Source organism: Nonomuraea sp. ATR24, assembly GCF_041950485.1.
GTDB classification, from domain to species: Bacteria; Actinomycetota; Actinomycetes; order Streptosporangiales; family Streptosporangiaceae; genus Nonomuraea; species Nonomuraea ceibae.
This window is the reverse complement of record NZ_JBGNUU010000007.1, coordinates 166,735-189,828: the sequence shown is the minus strand read 5'-3', so window position 1 is coordinate 189,828 and position 23,094 is coordinate 166,735. Positions and strand designations below refer to the sequence as shown.

Annotated in this window: 20 protein-coding genes; 8 read left to right on the top strand and 12 right to left on the bottom strand. The window is 74.9% G+C overall.

Going from position 1 to position 23,094, the window contains the following annotated elements:
- The first annotated feature begins 32 nt into the window (after positions 1 to 32).
- Both ACBI99_RS20075 and ACBI99_RS20070 read left to right on the top strand, forming a co-directional pair.
- Positions 33 to 2,768: an AAA family ATPase gene (locus tag ACBI99_RS20075; RefSeq protein ID WP_375073051.1), complete on the top strand. Its 2,736-nt coding sequence runs from the start codon at positions 33 to 35 to the stop codon at positions 2,766 to 2,768.
- Between the two features lie 13 nt (positions 2,769 to 2,781).
- Positions 2,782 to 3,117, top strand: coding sequence for a cupin domain-containing protein (locus tag ACBI99_RS20070; protein WP_219510771.1), 336 nt, complete (start codon positions 2,782 to 2,784; stop codon positions 3,115 to 3,117).
- A gap of 12 nt (positions 3,118 to 3,129) precedes the next feature.
- On the opposite strand, the gene ACBI99_RS20065 is transcribed toward ACBI99_RS20070, so the two are convergent.
- Complete coding sequence (locus tag ACBI99_RS20065; protein ID WP_375073050.1) at positions 3,130 to 3,765, bottom strand: class I SAM-dependent methyltransferase; 636 nt, start codon at positions 3,763 to 3,765, stop codon at positions 3,130 to 3,132.
- 147 nt (positions 3,766 to 3,912) lie between these two features.
- On the opposite strand from ACBI99_RS20065, the gene ACBI99_RS20060 reads away from it, so the two are divergent.
- Positions 3,913 to 4,794, top strand: a complete 882-nt coding sequence (locus tag ACBI99_RS20060; protein ID WP_375073049.1) for an alpha/beta fold hydrolase — start codon at positions 3,913 to 3,915, stop codon at positions 4,792 to 4,794.
- Here ACBI99_RS20060 and ACBI99_RS20055 read toward each other — a convergent pair.
- On the bottom strand, positions 4,757 to 5,506 hold the full coding sequence (locus ACBI99_RS20055) for a TetR/AcrR family transcriptional regulator (protein WP_219510765.1): 750 nt from the start codon (positions 5,504 to 5,506) through the stop codon (positions 4,757 to 4,759). The genes ACBI99_RS20060 and ACBI99_RS20055 overlap by 38 nt on opposite strands.
- An 80-nt stretch (positions 5,507 to 5,586) precedes the next feature.
- Here ACBI99_RS20055 and ACBI99_RS20050 point away from each other — a divergent pair, with 80 nt between their 5' ends.
- Both ACBI99_RS20050 and ACBI99_RS20045 read left to right on the top strand, forming a co-directional pair.
- Positions 5,587 to 6,537, top strand: coding sequence for an ATP-binding cassette domain-containing protein (locus ACBI99_RS20050; RefSeq protein ID WP_375073048.1), 951 nt, complete (start codon positions 5,587 to 5,589; stop codon positions 6,535 to 6,537).
- Positions 6,534 to 7,352, top strand: coding sequence for an ABC transporter permease (locus tag ACBI99_RS20045; RefSeq protein ID WP_375073047.1), 819 nt, complete (start codon positions 6,534 to 6,536; stop codon positions 7,350 to 7,352). The genes ACBI99_RS20050 and ACBI99_RS20045 overlap by 4 nt, the downstream gene beginning before the upstream one ends.
- Before the next feature lie 154 nt (positions 7,353 to 7,506).
- Here the strand turns inward: ACBI99_RS20045 and ACBI99_RS20040 are convergent, their stop codons facing one another.
- Positions 7,507 to 8,382 (bottom strand): NAD(P)-dependent oxidoreductase, encoded by an 876-nt coding sequence (locus ACBI99_RS20040; RefSeq protein ID WP_375073046.1) that lies wholly within the window; start codon positions 8,380 to 8,382, stop codon positions 7,507 to 7,509.
- A gap of 49 nt (positions 8,383 to 8,431) precedes the next feature.
- Here ACBI99_RS20040 and ACBI99_RS20035 point away from each other — a divergent pair, with 49 nt between their 5' ends.
- Positions 8,432 to 8,842 carry a MerR family transcriptional regulator gene (locus ACBI99_RS20035; RefSeq protein ID WP_219510757.1) on the top strand — a complete coding sequence of 137 codons (411 nt, stop codon included), beginning with the start codon at positions 8,432 to 8,434 and terminating at the stop codon, positions 8,840 to 8,842.
- Here ACBI99_RS20035 and ACBI99_RS20030 read toward each other — a convergent pair.
- Both ACBI99_RS20030 and ACBI99_RS20025 read right to left on the bottom strand, forming a co-directional pair.
- Positions 8,826 to 9,449: a response regulator gene (locus ACBI99_RS20030; RefSeq protein ID WP_375073045.1), complete on the bottom strand. Its 624-nt coding sequence runs from the start codon at positions 9,447 to 9,449 to the stop codon at positions 8,826 to 8,828. The genes ACBI99_RS20035 and ACBI99_RS20030 overlap by 17 nt on opposite strands.
- Entirely contained in the window at positions 9,446 to 10,594 is a 1,149-nt protein-coding gene (locus ACBI99_RS20025) for a sensor histidine kinase (protein WP_375073044.1), read from the bottom strand. Before ACBI99_RS20025 ends, ACBI99_RS20030 begins: the two co-directional genes overlap by 4 nt.
- A gap of 183 nt (positions 10,595 to 10,777) precedes the next feature.
- Here ACBI99_RS20025 and ACBI99_RS20020 point away from each other — a divergent pair, with 183 nt between their 5' ends.
- Both ACBI99_RS20020 and ACBI99_RS20015 read left to right on the top strand, forming a co-directional pair.
- Positions 10,778 to 11,299 (top strand): heme-binding protein, encoded by a 522-nt coding sequence (locus tag ACBI99_RS20020; protein WP_219510752.1) that lies wholly within the window; start codon positions 10,778 to 10,780, stop codon positions 11,297 to 11,299.
- Between the two features lie 118 nt (positions 11,300 to 11,417).
- Positions 11,418 to 12,011 carry an ankyrin repeat domain-containing protein gene (locus ACBI99_RS20015; protein ID WP_375073043.1) on the top strand — a complete coding sequence of 198 codons (594 nt, stop codon included), beginning with the start codon at positions 11,418 to 11,420 and terminating at the stop codon, positions 12,009 to 12,011.
- A gap of 22 nt (positions 12,012 to 12,033) precedes the next feature.
- Here ACBI99_RS20015 and ACBI99_RS20010 read toward each other — a convergent pair whose 3' ends face one another.
- The 7 genes from ACBI99_RS20010 to ACBI99_RS19980 are packed head-to-tail and all read right to left on the bottom strand — an operon-like array spanning position 12,034 to position 23,064.
- Complete coding sequence (locus ACBI99_RS20010; protein WP_375073042.1) at positions 12,034 to 12,471, bottom strand: hypothetical protein; 438 nt, start codon at positions 12,469 to 12,471, stop codon at positions 12,034 to 12,036.
- Complete coding sequence (locus tag ACBI99_RS20005; RefSeq protein ID WP_375073041.1) at positions 12,468 to 15,086, bottom strand: multicopper oxidase domain-containing protein; 2,619 nt, start codon at positions 15,084 to 15,086, stop codon at positions 12,468 to 12,470. The genes ACBI99_RS20010 and ACBI99_RS20005 overlap by 4 nt, the downstream gene beginning before the upstream one ends.
- Positions 15,083 to 16,552, bottom strand: coding sequence for a nitronate monooxygenase (locus ACBI99_RS20000; RefSeq protein WP_308126039.1), 1,470 nt, complete (start codon positions 16,550 to 16,552; stop codon positions 15,083 to 15,085). Before ACBI99_RS20000 ends, ACBI99_RS20005 begins: the two co-directional genes overlap by 4 nt.
- Positions 16,549 to 17,241, bottom strand: coding sequence for a respiratory nitrate reductase subunit gamma (gene narI / locus ACBI99_RS19995; RefSeq protein WP_219510742.1), 693 nt, complete (start codon positions 17,239 to 17,241; stop codon positions 16,549 to 16,551). Before narI ends, ACBI99_RS20000 begins: the two co-directional genes overlap by 4 nt.
- On the bottom strand, positions 17,238 to 17,900 hold the full coding sequence (narJ, locus tag ACBI99_RS19990) for a nitrate reductase molybdenum cofactor assembly chaperone (RefSeq protein ID WP_375073040.1): 663 nt from the start codon (positions 17,898 to 17,900) through the stop codon (positions 17,238 to 17,240). The genes narI and narJ overlap by 4 nt, the downstream gene beginning before the upstream one ends.
- A complete protein-coding gene (gene narH / locus ACBI99_RS19985) occupies positions 17,897 to 19,447 on the bottom strand; it encodes a nitrate reductase subunit beta (protein WP_375073039.1) in 1,551 nt (516 codons plus the stop codon). The genes narJ and narH overlap by 4 nt, the downstream gene beginning before the upstream one ends.
- The gene (locus ACBI99_RS19980; RefSeq protein ID WP_375073145.1) at positions 19,447 to 23,064 is read right to left on the bottom strand and encodes a nitrate reductase subunit alpha; all 3,618 of its coding nucleotides are present in this window, start codon (positions 23,062 to 23,064) and stop codon (positions 19,447 to 19,449) included. The genes narH and ACBI99_RS19980 overlap by 1 nt, the downstream gene beginning before the upstream one ends.
- Positions 23,065 to 23,094: the final 30 nt, after the last annotated feature.

The window sequence follows — 23,094 nt, the reverse complement described above, 5'->3', positions numbered from 1 at the left end:
CCCGGTTCGCGAAGAATGCCAGGATGGGGCGCATGGGCGCGGGGGAACTGCACGGGAGAAAGCCCGAAGAGGACACGATCGCCGAGCTGCTGACGGCGGCCCGGGGCGGCGCCAGCTCGGCGCTGGTGCTGCGCGGCGAGGCGGGCATCGGCAAGACGGCGCTGCTCGACCACGCCGCCGCCACCGCGGGCGACCTGCGGGTGGTGCGCGGCACGGGGGTCGAGTTCGAGGCGGAGCTGCCGTTCTCGGGCCTGCAACTGCTGCTGCGCCCGGCGCTCGGATCACTCGGCGCGCTGCCCGGCCCGCAGCGCGCCGCCCTGGAGGCGGCGTTCGGGCTCGGGCCCGCGACGGGCTCCGAACCGATGCTGGTGGGGCTGGCCGCGCTCTCCCTGCTGGCCGAGCACGCGGGTGAGACGGGGCTGCTGTGCCTCGTCGACGACGCGCAGTGGCTCGACCGGGCGTCACGGGACGCGCTCCTGTTCGCCGCCCGGCGCCTGCACGCCGAGGGCATCGTCATGATCTTCGCGGCGCGGGACGGCGAAGGCTCCTTCCCCGCCCCCGGCCTGCCCGAGCTGCGCCTGTCCGGGCTGGCCCCGGAGGCCGCGGCGGCCCTGCTCGACCGGCATCCGCTCGCGCCCGCCGTCCGCTTCCGGCTGCTCGCCGAGGCGGGCGGCAACCCGCTGGCGCTGCTGGAGCTGCCGATCGCGCTGGCCGCCGAGGGCGGCAGCGCGTTCGCGCCGGGCGCGCTGCCCCTCACCGGCCGCCTGCAACTGGCCTTCCACGGCCAGGTCAGCCGGATGCCCGCGGCCTGCCAGAGCCTGCTCCTGGTGGCGGCGGCCGACGAGACCGGCGAGCTGGCCGTGATCCTGCGTGCCGCCGCCGAGCTGGGCGCCACGGTCGAGGACCTGTCCCCCGCCGAACGGGCCGGCCTGGTGGTGCGCGGCGACGCCGACGGCACCGTGATCCGCTTCCGCCATCCGCTGATCCGCGCCGCCGTCCACCAGCGCGCGCCGCTCGGCGAACGCCTCGCCGCGCACCGCGCGCTCGCCGCCGCGCTCGGCTCGCCCGAGCACGCCGACCGCCGCGCCTGGCACCTGGCGGCGGCCGCCACCGGCGCCGACGAGGAGGCCGCCGCCGCCCTCGAACGCACCGCCGCCCGCGCCCGCGAGCGCGGCGGCCACGAGGCGGCCGCCGCCGCGTACGAGCGGGCCGCCCGGCTGAGCGCCGACCCCTCCGCCAAGGCCCGCCGCGAGGCCCTGGCCGCGGAGGCGGCGCTGGAGGCCGGCGACATGGACCGCGCCCGCGCCTTCGGCGACCGCGCGACCGGGCCGGACAGGCCCCCGGCGGTACGGGCGCGGATGGCGCAGGTGCGCGCGCTCGCCGACTTCTGGCAGGGCGCCTACCCGGCCGCCCACCGGCTGCTGCTCGACGGCGCCGGTCTCGTCCGCGACACCGACCCCGGCCAGGCCGCCACGCTGCTCGTCCAGGCCGTGCACACCGCCTGGTACCTGGGCGAACAGCAGCTCGCCGGCACGCTGGACCGGCTGGCCGCGCTGCCGCTGGACGACGCGGACCCGCTCGCGCCCGTGGGCCCGTACCTGGTCCATCTCGACCCGCTGGGCCGGCTCGACCGGGGCCGGGCCGGCGGGCCGCCGCCGCTGGCCGGCACGCTCGCCGCGATCCGGCGCCGGGGCGAGGTCCCCGGCCAGGTGCTGATGATCCTCTGCGGCGCGGCGCTCGTGCTGGGCCAGGACTCCGACGCCTACGAGCTGGCCACCGCCCTCGCCGCCGAGCAGCGGGACCGGGGCGGCGCCGGGCGGCTGCCCACGGTGCTGTTCTTCGTGGCCGAGGGCGAGGTGTTCACCGGGCGGCACCGCGACGCGCTCGCCACGGCCGCCGAGGCCCTCCGGCTCGCCCGCGACACCGGCCAGCAGCAGTGGGTCAGCCAGTTCAGCAGCGTGCTCGCCTACCTCGCCGCCGCCGAGGGCGACGAGGCGGCCTGCCGGAGCCACGCCGAGGCGGGGCTGGCCGGCGCCACAGCCGGGGCCGTCTCCCCCGGCGCGCCCTGGGCGCACTGGTCGCTCGGCCTGCTCGACCTGGGTCTGGGCCGCGCCGAGGCGGCGCTGGCCCGCTTCGAGCGCCTGACCCGCGAGCCGATGCGCCACCACATCTGCGCCACCCGCTCCACCCCCGACCTCGTGGAGTCCGCCGTACGGGTGGGCGCGCCCGAACGCGCCGCCGAGCCGCTGGCCCGCTTCGAACGGTGGGCCGAGACGGTCCGCCAGCCGTGGGCCGACGCGCTCGTCCTGCGCTGCCGCGCGCTGCTCGCCGACGACGACCGGGCCGAGTCGCTCTACACGGCGGCACTCGAACGCCACGACCAGGACGGCCGCGCGCTGGAGTACGCCAGGACCGCGCTGCTCCACGGCGAGTGGCTGCGCCGGGCCAAGAGGAAGGCCGAGGCGCGCGGCTCGCTGAGCGACGCCCTGGAGGTCTTCGACCGGCTCGGCATGCGGCCGTGGGCCGCCCGCGCCCGCGCCGAGCTGACCGCCACCGGCGCCCAGGCCGCCGAGCAGGCCGAAGGCGCCGCCTCCGCGCTCACCCCGCAGGAACTGCAGATCGCCCGGCTGGCCGCGCGGGGCCTGTCGAACCGCGACATCGCCGCCCAGCTCTTCCTCAGCCACCGGACGGTCGGCTACCACCTGTACAAGGCCTACCCGAAGCTCGGCATCGTCTCCCGCGGCGAGCTGAAAGATCTGGACCTGTGAGATCGTGGACCTCATGGAGGTACAACCCGGGCAGGTGCTCCCCGTGGACGTCGAGACGGTCCCGCCGTACGAGCTGGCTCCCGGCGTGGTCGTGCGGACGCTCCCCGGCATGCCGGGCATCCGGACGTGGGTGATCGACCTCGCCCCGGGGGCCGAATGGCCTGACGTGGACGTCCACGAGACGTACGGCGAGGCGTACTTCGTCGTCAGCGGCGAGCTGATCGAGGGCGAGCGCACCCACGGCCCCGGCACGTACGTCGCCTTCGGGCCGCGCACCAGCCACCGGCCCCGCACCGAGACCGGCGTGCGCGCCTTCGGCTTCAACTACGACGAGCGCCCCGGCGCCTAGCGGCCCGCGCGTTCAGGCGATCAGGAGGCGCAGGCCGAGCTCGGCCGCGTCGAGGCCGAGGAGCTCCCGGTTGCGTTCGGCCCAGCGGCCGGAGGCGAGGTCGTCGCGCAGGGCGCGCACCGTGCGCCGCTCGGCCTCCGGCCCGACCCTGGACCAGACCGACATCCCGCGACGGACCCGCTCGTCCAGGTACGCCTCCGGCCGCCGCCAGTAGGCCTCGAAGAAGCCGTCGGCGCAGTCCCACGGGATCGGCACCGGCTCCGTGCGGGCGCCGATCGCGGCCGCCAGCTCGGTGATCGCCGGGCGGCCGGTGAGCAGGCCGGCGACCTCCGGCAGGTAGTCGCGCGTGAGCCAGAACCGCCGCAGCCATCCGCCCTCGCTGGTGTCGTGCGTGAACACGACCACGCGCCGGGCCACCCGCCGCATCTCGCGCAGCCCGGCGATCGGGTCCCGCCAGTGGTGGACGGAGGAGACAGTCATCGCGGCGTCGAAGGACCGGTCGCCGAACGGCAGGCTCTCCGCCGACCCGGCCAGGCACGGCGCCGCGTCGGGGGCGCGCTGCGACCGCATGAGCGCCGACGGCTCCACCGAGACGACCCGGCGGTCACGGGGCTCGTACGAGCCGGTGCCCGCCCCGACGTTGAGCACGGTCCTGGCGTCGCCGAGTCGCGGTGTAGGCGGCTCCGATGGTGTCGTACAACTGCGTGCCGGACATCAGCCCTGCCTCTCCCCGCTGGTCCCGCCATTGCACCACAGCGGGGGCGAACCGCGGAGCCCCCGGTTGACCTTGACACGGTGACAAGGGCTTCGCTGGGCGGCATGACCGCGATCTACAAGTCCGAGGCGGGCGGGCGCGAGCTCCGGGAGCGCTACCTGCGGGAGCTGGCGGCGTGGCCGGTGCCCGCCGAGCACGTACGGGTGCCGACGCGCGAGGGTGAGACGTTCGTGCTGGTGTCCGGCCCCCGGGACGCGCCGCCGCTGGTGCTGTTGCACGGCTCGGGCGCGAACGCGTCGATGTGGCGCGGGGACGTCGCCACCTGGTCCCGGCACTTCCGCGTGTACGCCGTCGACCTCGTCGGCGAGCCGGGGCTGAGCGCGCCGTCACGTCCCGCGCTGGGCTCCGGAGCCGTGGCCGCCTGGCTGGACGACGTGCTGGACGGGCTCGGGCTCACCGGCGCCGCGTTCGCGGGCACGTCACTCGGCGGCTGGACGGCCCTGGACTACGCCGTCCGCCGTCCGGAGCGGGTGACGCGCCTGGCCCTGCTGTGCCCCGGCGGCGTGGGGCGGCAGAAGGTCGGCTGGGTCGTCAGGGCCGTGCTGTCGCGCACCCTGTCGCGGCGCGGCGGGGTGCGCGAGTCGGCGATGGCGGTCGCCGGGCTGGACGCGGAGCGGGACCGGGAGGCGCTCGACTCCGTCGTCCTGACGTTCACGCACTTCAACCCGCGCAGGGAGCGGCTGCCGGTGTTCCCCGACAAGGCGCTGCGCGGCCTCGCCATGCCGGTCCTCGTGATCGCCGGGGACCGTGACGCGATGTTCGACTCCCGGGGGACCGCCCGGCGGATCCGCCGGTGCGTCCCTCGGGCGAGCGTGAAGCTGCTTCCCGGCGTCGGTCACGCGATCTTCGGCCAGGCCGCGTCGATCACCGGGTTCCTGGCCGGGGATCGCCGGCCGGCGTAGACGGGACGGCCGTGGCGATGCAGTCGAGGACCCGCCTGAGCCCGTAGCGGAACTGCTCGTCGCGGCTCAGGTGCGGCTGGCGCGCCTCCGTCACGATCTTCGTGAAGATCGGGTACTGTCCGCTCTTCACGAGCTGGTCGATGTACGGGTAGCTGCGCGCCATCCACTCCGACTCGGTGAGCCCGCTGAGGCGGAACTCCCTGGCCGAGCTGATCTCCTCCCGGACGGTGCCCTCGACGTAGCTGTTCAGCAGGCCCACGAGGCTGAGGTTCTCGTCGATGGGGACGAAGGGGTCGAGCACCCCCATCAGCCGTTCGATCAGGAGCAGCTGGTTGGGCCCGAAGCTGGGCAGCGACCGCTGCACGGCGGCGATCCACGGGTGGCGCAGCCACATGGCCCGCAGCTCGCCGGCGTAGCGGGTGAGGTCGGCCCGCCAGTCGCCGGAGGGCAGGCCGGTGACGTCGATCTCGCCCATCAGCCGGTCGGCCATGAGCTCGATCAGGTTGTCGCGGCTCGGGACGTAGCGGTAGAGGGACATCGCCCCGGCGCCGATCTCGGCGGCGATCCGCCGCATGGTGGCGGCCTCCAGCCCTTCGGCGTCGGCGATGCGGACGGCCGCCTCGGTGATCTGGGCGCGGCTGTAGGCCGGCTTCGGCCCCCGGGCGGGGCGCTCGGGCCGCATCCAGATGTTCACGTACTCGGCGTCCGCCACCGTCGCACCTCCTTGTTGCGTACATAGTACCCAGTGGCTTAGCCTTGCCGACATAACCGCGTACAACGTACCCAGTGGAGGTGTCCGTGTCTGATCCCATCGTGGTCGCCGAAGGGCTGCGCAAGTCCTTCGGCGACACCCACGCCCTGCGGGGCCTGGACCTGAGCGTCCCGAGAGGAACGGTCTGCGGCCTGCTGGGGCCCAACGGCGCCGGGAAGACCACGGCGGTGCGCATCCTGGCGACCCTGTCCGCCCCCGACGCCGGGCACGCCCGCATCGCCGGCCACGACGTCGTCCGCGAGGCCGCCCAGGTGCGCGAGCGGATCGGGCTCGCGGGCCAGTACGCCGCCGTGGACGAGAAGCTCACGGGCCGGGGCAACCTGCGCATGTTCGGGCGGCTCTACCACCTGCCACGGCGCCAGGCGCACCGCCGGGCCGACGAGCTGCTGGAGCGCTTCGGCCTGACGGAGGCCGCAGACCGGCCGGTCGGCGGCTACTCCGGCGGCATGCGGCGCCGCCTCGACCTGATCACCTGCCTCATCCTCCGCCCCGACGTGCTCTTCCTGGACGAGCCGACCACCGGCCTGGACCCGCGCAGCCGCGGCGAGATCTGGGACAGCGTCCGCGAACTGGTAGCCGACGGCACCACGGTGCTGCTCACCACCCAGTACCTGGACGAGGCCGACCGGCTGGCCGACGACATCGCCGTCATCGACCACGGGAAAGTGATCGCCACCGGCACCCCGGACGAGCTGAAGGCCACGATCGGGGACCGCCTCGACGTCGTCCTCGAAGACCCCGCCACGCGGCCCGCGGCGGCCGCCGTCCTGAACGCCCTGGCCGGCGCCGAGCCCGCGACGGCCGACGCCGACCGGCTCAGCGTCGCCCTGCCGGCCACCGGCCTCCGGCTCGCCGACATCGTGCGCGACCTCGACCGCGCCGGGGTCGCCGTCGCCGATGTGAGCCTGCGCCGCCCCACCCTCGACGAGGTGTTCCTGCGCCTCACCGACCGCAAGGAGCCCGTCCGATGACCGCGATCCCCGTGCCGCTGGACCGCCTGCGCTGGACGCTCACCGACGGCCTCACCCTGGCCGGCCGCGAGCTGAGCCGGTTACGGCAGGAACCCGGGCAGATCGTCGCCGCGCTGCTCTTCCCGGTCGTCATGGTGGTGCTGTTCGGCTACGTCTTCGGCAGCGCCATCCAGGTGCCGGGCGGCGGCGACTACCGCGCGTACCTCATGCCGGGCCTGTTCGCGATGGTGACCTTCACCGCCGTGCAGGGGGTCATGGGGCGGATGGCCGCCGACGCCTCCCGTGGCGTGATGGACCGCCTCCGCTCCATGCCGATGGCCCGGCTGGCGGTGCCGTTCGGCCACAGCGGGGCCGACTCCCTGATCGGCGTGCCGCTGCTGGGCGTCATGGTGGTCACGGGCCTGCTGGTGGGCTGGCGGCCGCAGCAGGGCCTGCTCCCCGCCGCCGAGGCGTTCGCGCTGATCGTGCTGCTGCGCTACGCGCTGGGCTGGGTGGGCGTCTACCTGGGCCTGGCGGTGAAGGACGAGCAGGTCGCCGAGGCGATGGTGCCGCTGGGCCTGCCGTTCACGATGCTGTCGAATGCGTTCGTCCCGACGGACGGCATGCCCGCCTGGCTGCGGTTCGTCGCCGAGTGGAACCCGGTGAGCGCGCTCACCGCCGCCATCCGGCGGCTCTCCGGCAGCCCGGGAGCCCTGCCCGGGGACGCGGCCTGGCCGCTCGCGCATCCGGTGGCCGCCGTCCTGCTCTGGTCGGCCGCGCTGCTGGTGATCTTCGTCCCGCTGTCGCTGCGCGCCTACGCGCGCAAAGGACGCTGAACGCCTCATGGAGGAGATCGTGGTCACCGAGGAGGACCGGGACGCGCGGCGAGCTCCGGGCGGCGCTGGCCACGCTCCCGGAGGAGGACCCGGGCACCACGGCCGAGATCGCCGCGGCCGCCGGGTCCGCCACGCCCGCCGCTGACGCCCCAGGTCAGGCGCCGGGCTTGACGAACTCCTCGATCAGCGCCGGATACTGCTCCCCGCCGCGTCCGGCGGCGATCGCGCGGTCGGCCAGCGCCTTGATGAGCTTGGGCAGCTCGGCGTTGATGCCGACCGCCTCGCTCTCCTCGACCAGGTGCGCCATCGCCCGCACGTCGGTCTCCAGGGCCGACACGTCGGCCGGGTAGGAGCCCGCGTCGACCTGGTCGGCATATCCGGGCAGCCAGCCGGCCACCTCCTCGGCGATCATCCGCGTGAACGGCGTGAACGTCGCGGCGTCCACGCCGGCCGTCCTGAGCAGCGCCACGCCCTGGAGCCAGCCGTTCAGCACGCTCCACATCATGGCCAGCCCGGCCACGTCGTACAGCGAGGCCAGCCCGTGGTCCTCGCCCAGGTAGGTGAGGGTGCCGAGCGCTTCGAGGACCGGCCGGTGCGTCTCGAAGTCCTGGTGCGGCCCGCTGTGCAGGATCACCGCCCCGGCGGTCCCGATGGACGGCGGGATGGCCATGACGGCGCCGTCGAGGTAGCGGGCGCCGCGCTCCCCGGCCCGCCGGGCGGTCTCCCTGGCCTGGGCCGAGTCGCCCGACGTCAGGTTGACCAGCGTGGCGCCGTCCAGGTCGGCCGTGGCCAGCAGCTCGCGCACGGCCTGGTAGTCGGTGAGACAGATGATCGTCAGCGGGCTCGCCTTGATCGCGTCGGCGGCAGTGGGGGCCAGTCGCGCCCCCTCGGCGACCAGCTCGCCGGCCTTGGCCGCCGTGCGGTTCCACACGGTGGTGGGGTGCCCGGCCCTGAGGAACGCCCCGGCCAGCGCCCGGCCCATCAGCCCGAGCCCGAGAACGGTAACGGAAGAGGTGGTTTCGTTGTTCATGCCAGCATCGTCAACGTTGATACCGGTATGAAGGTCAAGTGAGGGTGCGATGCGGATCGGGGAACTGAGTCGCCGGACGGGCGTCAACGCCCACCAGCTGCGCTACTACGAGGCCCAGGGCCTGCTGGAGGCCGAGCGCGGGTCCAACGGCTACCGCGAGTACGACGAGGACGCCGTGCTGCGGGTGAAACAGATCCGCCACCTGCTCGGGGCCGGGCTGTCGTCGGAGGACATCGCCTACCTGCTGCCGTGCGCGGCCGGCGAGGAGCCTGAGCTGCTGGGCTGTCCCGAGCTGCTGGACGCCATGCGGGCGCGGATGCGGCGGCTGGAGGACCAGATGGACCGCCTCGCCCAGTCGCGCGACGCCCTGGCCCGCTACATCGTCGCGGCCGAGCGCACGAGCGCCGACAGCTACCCGCCCTTCCACGGCGCGGGCCTGGCCGTCACGGGAGTCGGATGAGACGCCGCTCGACGGCGGCGGTGACGGCGGCCGTGCGCGTGTCGACGCCGAGCTTGCCGTAGATGTGCACCAGGTGGGTCTTGACCGTCGCCTCGGTGATGAACAGCCGCCTGGCGATCTCCCGGTTGCCCGCCCCGCTGGCCAGCAGCTCCAGGATCTCCACCTCACGGCCGCTGAGCGCGGGCGCGGGCTCGCGCATCCGCCGCAGCATCCGCGTCGCCACCTTGGCCGACAGCACCGTCTCGCCGCGCGCCGCGGCCCGGATGCCCTGGAACAGCTCCTCCGGCGGGCAGGCCTTGAGCAGGTAGCCGGTGGCCCCGGCGTCGACGGCCCGCATGAGGTCGGCGTCGGTCTCGTACGTGGTCAGGACCAGGACCTGCGGCGGCGGGGACAGCGCGCGGACCCGCCGGGTGACCTCGACGCCGTCGATGCCGTCGCCGAGCTGCAGGTCCATGAGCACGACGTCCGGCCGCGCGGCGGCGATGCCGCGCAGCGCCTCGGCCCCGCCCTCGGCCTCGCCGACGATCTCCATGTCGTCCTCGCCGGACAGCAACGCCACCAGCCCCGCCCGCACCACGGGATGGTCGTCCACCAGGAACAGCCTCATCGCTCCCCGATCCTGCCGGGCACCCGGGCGGCGACCGCCGTCCCCTCGCCGGGCGCGCTCTCGACGGTCAGCACGCCGCCCACCTCCGCCAGCCGGTCGCGCATCGCCCGCAGCCCGAAGCCCCGGCCGGGGGCCGGGACCGGCTCGGCGAACCCGGTCCCGTCGTCGAAGACGTCCAGCGTCACCTCGCCGTCGAGGTAGGACAGGGTCACGGTGGCGGTGCGGGCGCCGGAGTGGTCGCGGACGTTGGCGAGCGCGCCCTGGGCGACCCGCAGCAGCGCCGCCTGCACGTCGGGCTCCAGCGGGTACGGCTCGCCCTCCAGCCGGAAGCGGACCCGGGCCGCGCCCGCCTCGCTCTCGCCGAGGCGGGCCAGCGCCTCGGGCAGCGTCACGTCGACCAGGCCCGGCGGCTGGAGGTCGCGGACGAACCGGCGGGCCTCGTCGAGGTTCTGCTCGGCCGCCGCGGCGGCCCGCCGGACGTGGGCGCGGGCCCGGTCGGGGTCGGCCGTCCACATCCGGTCGGCCGCCTGCAGCAGCAGGCCCATGCTGGTCAGCCCCTGGGCGAGCGTGTCGTGGATCTCCCTGGCCAGGCGCTCTCGCTCCTCCAGGACACCGGTGCGGTGCCGCGAGTCGGCCAGCGTGCCGCGCGTGCGGATCAGGTCGTCGATGAGGAGTTGCCGGGCGGCGCTCTCCCGCTGGAGCTCCCAGAAGATCACCGCGGTCATGGTGGCGATGCCGATCGGCGCGAGGATGAGGCTGGGGTCGATCTCCCGGGCGATCTTGAGCTGGGCCGCGATGACGATCAGCGTGAGCGTCGCGGCGGCCACGGCGAACCCCCGCGCGCTCAGCAGCCGCAGGCACACGAACAGCAGCGGGACCGCGCACCAGCTGAACGACGGCGCGAGCACCACCAGCGCCAGCCAGATCACGGCCACGCAGCAGAGCCACACCAGCCGGCCGCGCCCGAGCCGGCCCCAGAACACGATCCCCACCGCGTACGCCACCGCGAGGACGGCGCAGACGACCAGGGCGGCGACGGTCTGCGCGACCAGCCCGTGCCGCGACACCAGCCGCAGCGCGGAGGCCACGAGCAGCAGGTAGAACCCCACGTGCATGGCCCAGTTGAGCCACGTGCGCTCCCTCATCACCCCTCCCCGTCCGCTCATCTTCCGACGTTATCCCCTGTGGTCGGAGGGCGGATCAACCGATCGGTTGACCGGCGGCCCGGCCGATCGGCGCGCGGGGATCGTCCGTCCTCGCGATGGCGGCAGGCCCGCCCGGCGGCAGGCTGGGACCGCAAGCTTCACCCGCTGACCTTGGGAGACCTGATGACCGGATCGTTCCGCACCCGCCTGATCGCCGGCGCCGTCACGGGGCTCGCGCTCCTGACCGCCGCCCCCTCCCCCGTCCAGGCCGCCGCGCCCGCCCCCGCCGTCGTCCAGACGGGCACGCTGTCGGCCGGCGCCGCGCTCAAGGTCGCCGACGCCGCACTGAAGGAGGCCGCCAAGCTGAAGCAGCGCGTCACGGTGGTGATCGTCGACCGGTCCGGCGCGACCCGGCTGGTGCTCAAGGGCGACGGCGCGGGCCCGCAGACCGAGGAGTCGGCCCGGCGCAAGGCATTCACCGCCGTGTCCTTCGGCCGGGCGACCAGCGAGCTCGCCAAGGGCCTGACCGGCTCCGGCCCGAACATCGCCGACATCCCGGGCACCCTGTTCCTGGGCGGCGGCGTCCCCCTGGCCTCCGGCGGCGCCCCCGTCGCGGGCATCGGCGTCGGCGGCGCCCCCAGCGGCGAGATCGACGAGGCCATCGCCCTCGCCGGCGCCAAGGCGGTCGCCGGGCAGCTCGGCTGAACCGCCCTCCGACGTGCAGGATGATGGGATGAGGCGCCGGACGATTCTGGCCTGCGGGATCGGGCTGCTGCTCGCGGCCTGCGGTTCCCGGACGCGAGACGGTGTGAAAGGAGACAACGTGCTCAACGAGGAACTACGGGCCGCCGCCGCGCGCGGTGACGCCGCAGCGGTGCGCGACGCGCTGGCGTCCGGGGCCGACGTCGAGTCCCGTGACGGGCAGCGCCGCACCGCGCTGCTGCTGGCCGCGGCGGCCGACCACGTCGAGGCCGCCAAGGTGCTCGTCGCCGCCGGGGCCGACCCCGACGCGCAGGACGCCAGGCAGGACACCCCGTGGCTGGTCACCGGCGTGACCGGGAGCGTCGAGATGCTGCGGGCGCTCCTCCCGGCCGGCCCCGACCTGACAATCCGCAACCGCTACGGCGGCGTCTCCCTCATCCCGGCCTGCGAGCGCGGCCACGTCGACTACGTGCGCGAGGTGCTCAAGACCGGCATCGACGTCGACCACGTCAACGACCTCGGCTGGACTGGCCTCCTGGAGGCCGTCATCCTGGGCGACGGCGGCCCCGCCCACCAGGAGATCGTCCGCCTGCTCATCGCGGCCGGCGCCGACGTCGACCTGGCCGACCGCGACGGCGTCACCCCGCTCGCCCACGCCGTCGCCAAGCAGCAGACCGAGGTGGCCGCCCTGCTGCGCGGGGCCGGGGCGCACTGACGCCGCCCGGGCCCGCACCGGCTCAGGTCACGGGCAGGGCGGTGGCCAGCAGGATGACGCCGATCGACCCGATCAGCGACGAGATCGCCAGCGCCCGGGCCAGGGCGCGGCGGCCGGCGGCGCTGGCCCAGCCGTGCAGCGCGGCGGCCACCATGACCGCGCAGAAGAGCAGCAGCTTGGCCGCCAGGATCCGCCCGTAGCCGGGCTCGGCCAGCGAGTCCCAGGTGACGCCCTTGTGCCAGGCGATCGCCACACCCGTGGCGAGCTGCACGGGCAGGAACACCGCGGCGGTGATCACCCCGAACCGGCGGCCGACCGCGGTCAGCATCTGGGCCCGCAGCCGGTCGTCGAGCTGCCGCCGGGCCAGCGGCAGCACCACCAGCGAGACCGTGAGCTGCCCGCCGACCCACAGCGCCGCCGCCAGCACGTGCAGGAACCGCACCACCGCCCACCACGTCATCGGGCGCCCACCCGGAACAGGCCGTGCGCGCCCGCCTCGGCGTGCCGCATCGTGTGGTCGACCACCGGATACGTGCCCGGCTCGGGGAAGACCAGCTCGGCGAAGCCGCCCTGGGCGGGGGCCAGGTCCAGCACCTGGGCGCCGCCCGGATCGTCCGTGCGCACCTGATACGCCCCTTCCTTGTAGACCGTGTCGAACGGCGCCCCGACCACGTGCAGGGCCGTGCCCGAGCTGGGACCGGCGGCCACAATCCAGATCCGCACCCGCTCGCCGGCCCTGGCGGTCAGCGGCGCGTGGTCGTAGCCGGCGGCGGTGCCGTTGAACATCCAGCCGTCCGGCCGGCCCTCGCGGATCTTGGCCACCTGCGCGTCGCCGCCCGGCTCGCCGAGGTGGAGCTCGCTCTGTACCAGAAGGTACTCCCGGTCCACGGTGGGCAGGCCGGGAGGGTCGATGATCACCGCGCCGAACATGCCGTTGGCGATGTGCTGGCTCATCGGCATGGTGGAGCAGTGGTAGAGCCAGGCCCCGGCGAACCCGGCCCGGAAGCGGTACGTGAGCCGCTCCCCCGGCTCGATGGTGCGCATGACGCCGTCGGGCGCGTTGGCCCCGGCGTGGAAGTCGATGCCGTGGCCGGTGGTGCCGCCGTTGACGAACGTGACGGTGAAGACGTCGCCGACCTTGCCGCGCAGCACCGGGCCGGGCACGGTGCCGTCGAACGTCCACACCCGCTGCCGCACGCCGGGCGCGACCTCCCACACGACGGTGTCGTCCACGCGGATCTCGACGGCGTGCTCGGTGCCGCCCGGCGCGGGGTCGAGCGCCGCGTCGTACGGGCTCCAGCCCGGCGACATGGGGGCGGCCAGGTCGAGGCCGCCCGCCGTGGCGTGCCCGCCGTGCCCGGTGGCGGCCCCGGCGTCGGACCGGGCGTCGGCCCGGACGTCGGACCGGGCCTCGGTCCGGGCGCCTGAGGGGACGATGCGCATGGTCATGCCGGCGGCGCGGTGCCCGGCGACCGTGCACCAGCCGTCCACCGGCGCGGCGAGCGGGGCCAGCGTCAGCGTGGCGCGTTCCCCCGCTCCCAGCAGCGGGGTGCGCTCGCCGGTGGCCAGCCGCAGGTCGTGCCGCTGGGCGTCGGCGTTGGTGACGCGCAGGGTCAGCACGGTGCCTGCGGGGGCCTCGATCACGGCGGGCCGGACCTTCATGCCGGACAGCGTCACCTCCACGGTGCGGGCCCCGGTGGCGGTGACGGTCACCGGCGGGCCGCCCGTGCCGGTCATCGACACGACGACCGCGCCCGCCGTCAGCAGGCATCCGGCCGCCACCCCGGCCACCGCGGGCCACGCGGACGCGCGCCCGGCCCGCGTCCCGTCCGCGTCCGCCCCGGTGCGGGACCGGACCAGCGCGAGCACGGCCAGCAGCACGAACGCGGCGACGGCGGCCAGCACCAGCGCCCAGCCCAGCAGCCGCAGCGGCTCGGGCACCGGGAGCGCGAGCAGCGGCACGCCCAGGTTGAGCGCCGCCAGCCGCGCCTTCCAGCCGCGCTCCAGCAGGGCGGCGTTCTCCTTGAACCGGACCGGGCCGCCGCCGAGCACGGCGGGCAGCAGGTGCAGCAGCGAGCCGAGCAGCACCTGGGCGACGAACCCGGCGAGCACCAGCGGCAGCAGCGGCTCCAGCGCGGCGGCCACCTGCCCGGCCGGCCGGGTGGCCACGACGACCAGGTTCGCCGCCAGCGCCACCTCGAACCACACCACACCGGCCCCCAGCGTCCAGGCCGCCCCGGTGTGCGGGCGCCGGGCGCGTACCGCCGGGACGAGCGGGGCCAGCGCCGTCAGCGCCCCGGCCGCGTACAGGACCAGTCCCGCGGCGGCCGCCCACCGCCAGCCCGCCGCGAGCGCGCCGACGGCGGCGGCCAGACCCGGCGCGGCCAGCCACAGCCCGATCCGGGAGGCGCGGCGGGTGCCGTCCGGCATGCGGGTGCGCAGCACGGTCGGCCACAGCGTGAACAGCGTGCCCAGCACGGTCAGGCCCACCCAGCCGAGCACGTTCGCCTCGGCGTGCGCCGCCTGCAGCCGCTCGTGCGTCACACCGCCGCCGGGCTGGGCGGCCAGCAGCCCGCCCAGCGCGCCGCCGGCCGCCAGCGCCACGGCCGCGCTCACGTACCAGCCGATGACGTGCCCGAACCTGCCAGGCAGCGCCCGGCGCAGCAGCGTGACCAGCACGTACGCGTGCCACAGCACGACCGCCACCACCACGGCCGCCCCGGCGACGGCGGGCTGCCACGGGCCGGCGGCGACCCCGTACAGGATCGCCGCCGTCGCGGCGTTGAGCAGGGCCAGCCGCGCCAGGCTGCCGTGCCGGGCGGGCGCGCGGGCGCGCAGCAGCGCGACGGCGAAGTGCTCGCTCCAGATGAGGATCGCGGTCGAGACCGCGCCGAGCAGGAACACGTGGACGAGCAGCCAGCGCGGCGCGGGCAGCGCGTCGCCCGCGAGCGCCGTGGCGAGGGTCAGTCCGAGCCAGCCGACGACGATGGCGTTCGCCCGCAGGTGCCACGACGCGCGCGGACGCGCAGGGCCCGGCCGGAGGCGCACCCCGACGGGGATCTCCTGCCTGGTCACCGGGTCACCTCGCGCAGGATGCGGTCCACGACGTCGGCGGCCGAGTGGTCCTCGGGGAGCCCGGTGAGGAAGCCGGTGTCCTGGCCGAGCGTGAGCAGGGCGGGCTCGCGGTAGCCGTCGGCCCGGTGCTGGCCGAGGCCGACGGCGGCGAGCAGCGCGTTGCACAGGCACCGGCGGCCGTCGGCCTCCTCGGCGGGCCTGCCCTTGCGCACGTAGGCGTCGACCGGTTCGGCCGCGCAGCGGTAGCCGATCCCGCCGCCCGGTCGCACGTACGGGGTGCGCAGGTAGCCCAGGTCGCACAGGCGGGGCCGGTCGGCGTACACGGTGGCGTCCGACAGCGTGCCCGGCACGTCGGCGATCTTGAACGGGAAGCCGGTCGGCGAGGCGCGCGGGTCGTTGCGGACCTCCAGCGTGCCGTCGGCGGCCTGCCGCAGCAGCCGCCGCCGCAGCCCGGGGTCGAGGCCGGACTCGCGGCACAGCGCGAACGCCGAGCCGACCTGGATGCCGGCGGCCCCGGCCGCCCGCGCCCGCGCCAGGCCGCCGGGCGTGCCGTAGCCTCCGGCCAGCCAGAACGGCAGCCCGAGCGCCGCCATCTTGGCGGGGTCGGCCTCGTCGCGCGGCCCGTAGACGGGCTGGCCGTCGGCGTCGAGCCGCATCCGGCCGCGCGGCGGCGCGCTGTGGCCGCCGGCGACGGGCGTCTCCAGGACGAAGCCGTCCGGCCGGGTGGCCGGGGTGCGCGCCAGGTAGAGGGCCAGGACGTGCGAGGACACGATGGCCAGCAGCCGGGGCCGGGCGAGCGGCCGGGTGAGGCCGAGGAGCGCGCCCGGGTCCAGCTCGGCGTGGTGGCCGGTGTCGTCGCCGCCCGCCACGGTGACGGTGACGCGGGCGGGCCGGTGCGCGGCCAGGTCGTCGAGCAGCCTCGGGATCTCCGCCGGGATGCCGGCGCCCACGAGCACGTAGTCGACGCCGGCCAGCATCGCCCCGTAGACGGCGGCGGGCGTGGCCATCTGGATCTTCTCCAGGTAGTTGATCCCGACCGGGCCGTCATGGCCCTCCTTGGCGAGGAACACCTCGGCGAAGTTCGCGACCACGGCCAGCTCGTCGCGGGCGCGGCTGGGCCGCAGCCCGAGCCGGGGCACCGGCCGGTACGGCAGCCCGGGATCGGCCCCGCCGGGCACGAAGTAGCGGGCGAGCACCCGCTCGGCGACCTCGGGCGCCGGGAAGCGGGCCAGCGCCCGGCGCAGGTGCCCGCCGGGGTCGCCGCGCTGCAGCCGCCGCGCCAGGGTGGCGTCCAGCGCGGTGCCGGACACGACGCCGAGCTGCCCGGTGGCGGCCACGGCGCGGGCCAGCCGCCACCCGGACACCCCCACGCCCATGCCGCCCTGGATCAGGAGCGGGACCGCCGGGGCGGCGGCGCCGACGAGCGCGTCCGTGCCGCCGGGGGTGGCGAACCGGCGGCCGGTCACCGGGTGCTCCCGGGGCGCGCGGTGCGGCGGCGGTAGACGACGTAGGGCCGCCACAGGTAGGCGACCGGCGCCGACCACACGTGGACGAGCCGGGTGAACGGCCACATCGCCAGGAACACCCACGCCGACAGCGCGTGCAGCTGGAAGATCAGCGGCACGCCCGTCATCAGCGACGGGTCGGGGCGCAGGGTCAGCACGCCGCGGAACCAGACGGCGATCGTCGCCCGGTAGTCGTAGCCGCCGCCGATCAGGTTCTCGCCCACGGTCCCGGCCATGCCGAGCAGGATCACCACCGCCATGACGGCGAACAGCGCCTTGTCCGTGCGGGTGGTGGTGCGGCGGACGCGCGGGCTGGTGAGGCGGCGGGCCAGCAGCAGCGCCAGCCCGGCCACCACCATCACCCCGGCGACGGTCCCGGCGGTCACCGACACCAGGTGGTAGGCGTGCTCGGACACGCCGACGGCCTCGGTCCAGCCCTTGGGCACCAGCAGGCCCAGGGCGTGCCCGCCGATCGCGGCGAGCACGCCGAGGTGGAACAGCGGCGAGCCGAGCCGCAGCAGCCGGCTCTCCAGCACCTGGGTGGTGCGGGTGGTCCAGCCGAACTGGTCGACGCGCCAGCGCCACACGTGCCCGACGACGAAGACCGTCAGGGCGATGTACGGGACGACGACCCACAGGGCGACGCTCATGGCCGCGCCTCCATTTCGTTCACGGCCGGCCCGAACGGCGCGAGCCCGACCTCCTCGGCGGGCGGCCCGGCGAGCGCGAGGTCGGCGACGGCGGCCTGCTCGGCCGCCGACAGTCCGGGCAGCTCCGCGCAGAGCGCGTCGAGGACGAGCGCGTACGGGGAGCCGCTGTCGTGCAGGGCGGTGCGGATGAGCTCCAGGCCCTTGCGGTGCTGGCGCAGCGGCGCCTCGCCGGCGGCGGGCCCGGCCAGGGCGGCGAACTCGCACACCACGGGCAGGAAGTCGGGCAGCTCGCCGTCGGGCGGGGTGAGCCCGGCCACCCGGTAGCGCTGCTTCAGCGTGAGCAGGGCCATGCCGCGGCGGCGGGTGTCGCCGTGCAGGTAGTAGGTGAGGTAGAGGCTGGAGCGGCGGCGCAGGTCGAACGTCTCGACGTAGGCGCGGGCCAGCGGCATCGGCTCGGCGTCGGCGAACCAGCGCAGGAACCGCTCCAGCGCGTCGCGGGCGGGCGAGGCGGGCAGCGCCGCGGCGGCGCGGCCGAGCCCGGGGCGGGCGGCGAGCAGCCCGGCGTCGGGATACTGCAGCAGCAGGGAGACCAGCCGGAACAGGGTCGCCCGGCCGGGCGCGTCCTCGGCGCGCGGGGTGCGTCTGGTCAGGAGCTTCACGGCGTGCCTCCCTTGCCCACGAAGAGCTTCAGGCCCGTCCGGCCGTCGGTGCGGCGGCCGGTGAGCGCGGCGGGGTGGAACTCGCTCATGCCGGGCCCGCCGTCGCCGTCCAGGCTGCATCCGCCGGCCTGGGCGGACAGCGCGGCGGCGTCCTCGCGGTGCGCGGCGGGCACGACGTAGCGCTCCTCGTACTTGGCGATGGCCAGCAGCCGGTACATCTCCTCTAGGTCGGCCGCCGGCATGCCGACGGACTCCAGCAGGTCGCCGGAGACGGCGCCGTCGAGGGTCCGGGCCCGCATGTGGGCGCGCATCGCCGACAGCTTCATCAGCACCCCGGCCACCACCTCGGTGTCGCCGGCGGAGAACAGGCTCGCCAGGTAGTCCAGCGGGATGCGCAGGTCGGTGATGGCGTGGAAGACGTTGTCGGGGTCGTCGGCGTCGGCGCCCGCCCCGGTGACCGCGTCGAGCACCGGCGACAGCGGCGGGATGTACCAGACCATGGGCAGCGTCCGGTACTCCGGGTGCAGCGGCAGCGCCACCCGGTAGCGCATGGCCAGCCGGTAGATCGGCGACCGCCGCGCCGCCTCGATCCAGTCGTCGCTGATGCCGCAGGCGCGGGCGGCCTCGGCCACGGCGGGGTCGTCCGGGTCCAGGAACACCTTCCGCTGCCCCTCCAGCAGGTCGCGCGGGTCGGCGACCCGGGCCGCGTCCAGGACCGCGTCGGCGTCGTACAGGACGAGGCCGATGTAGCGAAGCCGGCCCACGCACGTCTCGGCGCACACGGTCGGCTGCCCGGCCTCGATCCTCGGGAAGCAGAACGTGCACTTCTCGGCCTTGCCGGTCCGGTGGTTGACGTACACCTTCTTGTACGGGCACGACGAGACGCACATGCGCCAGCCTCGGCAGCGGTCCTGGTCGACCAGGACGATGCCGTCCTCCTCGCGCTTGTACATGGCGCCCGACGGGCAGGCGGCGACGCAGGCGGGGTTGAGGCAGTGCTCGCAGATGCGCGGCAGGTGGAACATGAACGTCCGGTCGAACTCCAGGCGCACCTTCTCCGCCATCGCGGCCAGGTTGGGGTCGCCGTGGGCGTGCTCGGGGGCGCCGCCGAGGTCGTCCTCCCAGTTCGCGCCCCAGGTGATGGCCATGTCGTCGCCGGTGATGGCCGACTTGGGGCGGATGACCGGGGTGTGCGGGCCGGCGGGCGCGTTGATCAGCGTGTCGTAGTCGTAGGTCGCCGGCTCGTAGTAGTCGTCGAGCTGCGGCAGGTCGGGGTTGGCGAACAGGTTGAGCAGCCGCCTGGCCCGGCCGCCGGCCCGGAGCTTGAGCCGGCCGCGCCGGTCGAGCTGCCAGCCGCCGCGCCAGCGTTCCTGGTCCTCGTAGCGCTTGGGGTAGCCGACGCCGGGCTTGGTCTCGACGTTGTTGAACCACACGTACTCGACGCCGTCCCGGTTGGTCCAGGTCTGCTTGCAGGTGACCGAGCAGGTGTGGCAGCCGATGCACTTGTCCAGGTTCATCACCATGGCGACCTGGGCGAGCACGCGCATCAGTACGTCACCTCCTGGCCGCGCCGGCGGATCACCGTGATCTCGTCACGCTGGTTGCCGGTCGGGCCGTAGTAGTTGAAGCCGTAGGTGAACTGGGCGTAGCCGCCGATGAGGTGGCTGGGCTTGAGCAGCAGGCGGGTGAGCGAGTTGTGCACGCCGCCGCGCCTGCCGGACTTCTCCGTCAGCGGCACGTTCACGTTGCGGTCCTTGGCGTGGTACATGTACACGGTCCCGGCCGGCATCCGGTGCGAGACGACCGCGCGGGCGACCACGACGCCGTTGCGGTTGTACGCCTCGATCCAGTCGTTGTCGGCGACCCCGATCTTCGCCGCGTCGGCGTCGCTCATCCAGATCGTCGGCCCGCCGCGTGACAGCGCCAGCATGTAGGCGTTGTCCTGGTACTCGGAGTGGATCGACCACTTGGAGTGCGGGGTCAGATAGCGGACCGTGACCTCGGCCGCGTCCCCGTCGCCCTGCTCGCCGAAGTGGCGGCGCATGTTGAGCGGCGGCCGGTAGGCGGGAAGCTGCTCGCCCAGCTCGGCGATCCACTCGTGGTCGAGGAAGAAGTGCTGGCGGCCGGTCAGCGTGTGCCACGGTTTGTCGCGTTCGACGTTGATGACGAAGGCGGAGTAGCGGCGCCCGCCGGTCTCCGAGCCCGACCACTCGGGTGAGGTGATGACGGGCTGCGGCCGGGTCCGGGTGTCGGCGAACGTGATCCGCTTGCCCTCGTGCTCGGCGGCCAGGTCGGCCAGCCGGGTGCCGGTGCGCCGTTCCAGCGTCTCGAAGCCCTGCGTGGCCAGCCTGCCGTTGGTGGTGCCGGACAGCGCCAGGATCGCCTCGCACATCCGGTCGGCGCTCTCCAGGGAGATCCGGCCGCCGGGGGTGACGCCGTTCTTGGCGCGCAGGTGGTCGAGCTCGGGGCCGACCTCGTACGTGACGGCCTTGGTCGTCAGGCCCAGCTCCTCGAAGAGCGGGCCGACGGCGCGCATCCGCTCGCCGACGGCGGCGTAGTCGCGCTCGATCGTCACGATCTTCGGCATGGTCCGGCCGGGGACGGGCTCGCACTCGCCGTGCTTCCAGTCCAGGACCCGGCCGCCGGGCTGGGCCAGCTCGTCCGGGGTGTCGTGGGCGAGCGGCACGGCCAGCACGTCGGTGCGCCGCCCGAGGTGGGCGGCGGCCAGCTCGGAGAAGCGGTCGGCCAGCGTGAGGAAGGCGTCGTAGTCGCTGCGGGCCTGCCACGGCGGCGCGATGGCCGGGTTGAACGCGTGCACGAACGGGTGCATGTCGGTTGAGGACAGGTCGTGCTTCTCGTACCAGGTCGCGGCGGGCAGCACCACGTCGGCGAACAGCGCCGTGGACGTCATCCGGAAGTCGATCGTGGTCAGCAGGTCGAGCTTGCCCTCGGCGGCCTCCTCGCGCCAGGTCACCTCGGCGGGCCGCAGCCCCTCCTCATTGCGGGTCTCGGCGTCGGCGCCGAGCAGGTGGCGCAGGAAGTACTCGTTGCCCTTGCCCGAGGAGCCGAGCAGGTTGGCCCGCCACACGGTCAGCACGCGCGGGAAGTTGGCCGGGTCGCCGGGGTCCTCGGCGGCGAAGCGCAGCCGCCCGGACTTCAGCTCGGCCACGACGTGCTCGGCCGCCGGGACGCCCTTGGCGGCGGCCTCGTCGGCGAGGGTGAGCGGGTTGCGGTCGAACGTCGGGTGCGAGGGCAGCCAGCCGAGCCGCGCGGCCTGGGCGTTGCAGTCGGCGAACGACCTGCCCGCGAATCTGCCGGGGCCGAGCGGGCTGGCGAGCTCGTCCGCGCCGATCCGCTCGTAGCGCCACTGGTCGGTGGCCAGGTACCAGAACGCGGTGCCGGCCATGTGCCGGGTCGGCCGCTGCCAGTCGAAGGCGAACGCCAGGTGCTGGAAGCCGGTCACCGGCCGGACCTTCTCCTGGCCGACGTAGTGCGCCCAGCCGCCGCCGTTGACGCCCTGGCAGCCGGTCAGCAGCACCAGCGTGAGGAAGGAGCGGTAGATCTGGTCGGAGTGGAACCAGTGGTTGGTGCCCGCCCCCATTGCGATCATCGACCGGCCGCGGGTGCGCTCGGCGTTGCGGGCGAACTCCCGCGCGATCCGGGTGATCGTCGCCGCGGGCACGGAGGTGATCTCCTCCGCCCAGGCGGGCGTGTACGGCTGGGCGGCGTCGTCGTACGACGCCGGCCACTCGCCCGGCAGGTCGCGGGCCACCCCGTACTGGGCCATGAGCAGGTCGAACACGGTGGTGACGAGCCTGCTGCCGACCTCGGTGGCCGGGACGCCGCGCCGCATCGCGGCGCCGCCCTCGGTGTCGCCGGTGTCGAAGCGCGGCAGGTCGACGGAGACCGCGTCCGGCGCGCCGAGCAGCGTCAGCTTCGGCGTGACGCCGTCCAGGCCGAGGTTCCAGCGGCCCTCGCCCTCCTGCCCCCAGCGGAAGCCGAGCGATCCGTTCGGCACGACCGGGCGGCCGGTCGGCTCGTCCAGCAGGACGGTCTTGAACCGTGCGTTCTCGCTCTCCTCGCCGAGGTCGGCGGCGGTCAGGAACCCGCCGGGCACGTACGCGTCCCCGCGCGGCTCCAGCGTCACCAGGAACGGCAGATCGGTGTATTTCCTGACGTAATCGGTGAAGTACGGCACCGTGCGGTCGCGGAAGAACTCCGTCAGCGTCACGTGCCCCATCGCCATGGCCAGCGCCCCGTCCGTGCCCGGGTGCGGCGCCAGCCAGTCGTCGGCGAACTTGACGTTGTCGGCGTAGTCGGGGCTGACCGCGACGACCTTGGTGCCCTGGTAGCGCGCCTCGGTCATGAAGTGGGCGTCGGGCGTGCGGGTGACCGGGATGTTGGAGCCCCACATGATCAGGTAGCGGGAGTTCCACCAGTCCGCCGCCTCCGGCACGTCCGTCTGGTCGCCCCACACCTGCGGGGAGGCGATCGGCAGGTCGGCGTACCAGTCGTAGAAGGACAGCAGCGTGCCGCCGATCATCGACAGGAACCGGGTGCCCGCGGCGAACGAGGCCATCGACATCGCCGGGATCGGCGAGAACCCCACCACCCGGTCCGGCCCGTACTCCTTGATCGTGTGGACGTGCGCGGCGGCCATCAGCTCGACGGCCTCGTCCCAGCTCGCCCGGACCATGCCGCCCTTGCCGCGCGCCCGCTTGTAGGCCCGCGCCCGCTCCGGGTCGCCGGTCAGCTCCGCCCACGCCAGCACCGGGTCACCCAGCCGGGCACGGGCCTCGCGCCACATCTCCAGCAGCACCCCGCGCACGTACGGGTAGCGCACCCGCGACGGCGAGTAGGTGTACCAGGAGAAGGACGCGCCACGGGGGCAGCCGCGCGGCTCGTACTCGGGCGACTCCGGCCCCACCGACGGGTAGTCGGTCGCCTGGTGCTCCCACGTGATCAGGCCGTCCTTGACGAACACCTGCCAGGAGCACGAGCCGGTGCAGTTCACGCCGTGGGTCGAGCGCACCACCTTGTCGTGCGACCACCGGTCCCGGTAGAAGCGGTCCCAGGCGCTCGGGTCCACCTGGTGCAGGGTGCGGCCGTCCGCCGACACCTCCGACCTGGTGAAGAAGGCGCGGGCGGCGAGCAGCGGCCCCATGCCGGGGATGGCGTCGATATCAGTCACAGG

Coding starts and splice junctions, on each gene's coding strand:
- ACBI99_RS20075 (WP_375073051.1), top strand. CDS start 33: ATGGGCGCGGGGGAACTGCACGGGAGAAAGCCCGAAGAGGACACGATC.
- ACBI99_RS20070 (WP_219510771.1), top strand. CDS start 2,782: ATGGAGGTACAACCCGGGCAGGTGCTCCCCGTGGACGTCGAGACGGTC.
- ACBI99_RS20045 (WP_375073047.1), top strand. CDS start 6,534: ATGACCGCGATCCCCGTGCCGCTGGACCGCCTGCGCTGGACGCTCACC.
- ACBI99_RS20040 (WP_375073046.1), bottom strand. CDS start 8,382: ATGAACAACGAAACCACCTCTTCCGTTACCGTTCTCGGGCTCGGGCTG.
- ACBI99_RS20035 (WP_219510757.1), top strand. CDS start 8,432: ATGCGGATCGGGGAACTGAGTCGCCGGACGGGCGTCAACGCCCACCAG.
- ACBI99_RS20030 (WP_375073045.1), bottom strand. CDS start 9,449: ATGAGGCTGTTCCTGGTGGACGACCATCCCGTGGTGCGGGCGGGGCTG.
- ACBI99_RS20025 (WP_375073044.1), bottom strand. CDS start 10,594: ATGAGGGAGCGCACGTGGCTCAACTGGGCCATGCACGTGGGGTTCTAC.
- ACBI99_RS20020 (WP_219510752.1), top strand. CDS start 10,778: ATGACCGGATCGTTCCGCACCCGCCTGATCGCCGGCGCCGTCACGGGG.
- ACBI99_RS20010 (WP_375073042.1), bottom strand. CDS start 12,471: ATGACGTGGTGGGCGGTGGTGCGGTTCCTGCACGTGCTGGCGGCGGCG.
- narI (WP_219510742.1), bottom strand. CDS start 17,241: ATGAGCGTCGCCCTGTGGGTCGTCGTCCCGTACATCGCCCTGACGGTC.
- narH (WP_375073039.1), bottom strand. CDS start 19,447: ATGCGCGTGCTCGCCCAGGTCGCCATGGTGATGAACCTGGACAAGTGC.
- ACBI99_RS19980 (WP_375073145.1), bottom strand. CDS start 23,064: ATGGGGCCGCTGCTCGCCGCCCGCGCCTTCTTCACCAGGTCGGAGGTG.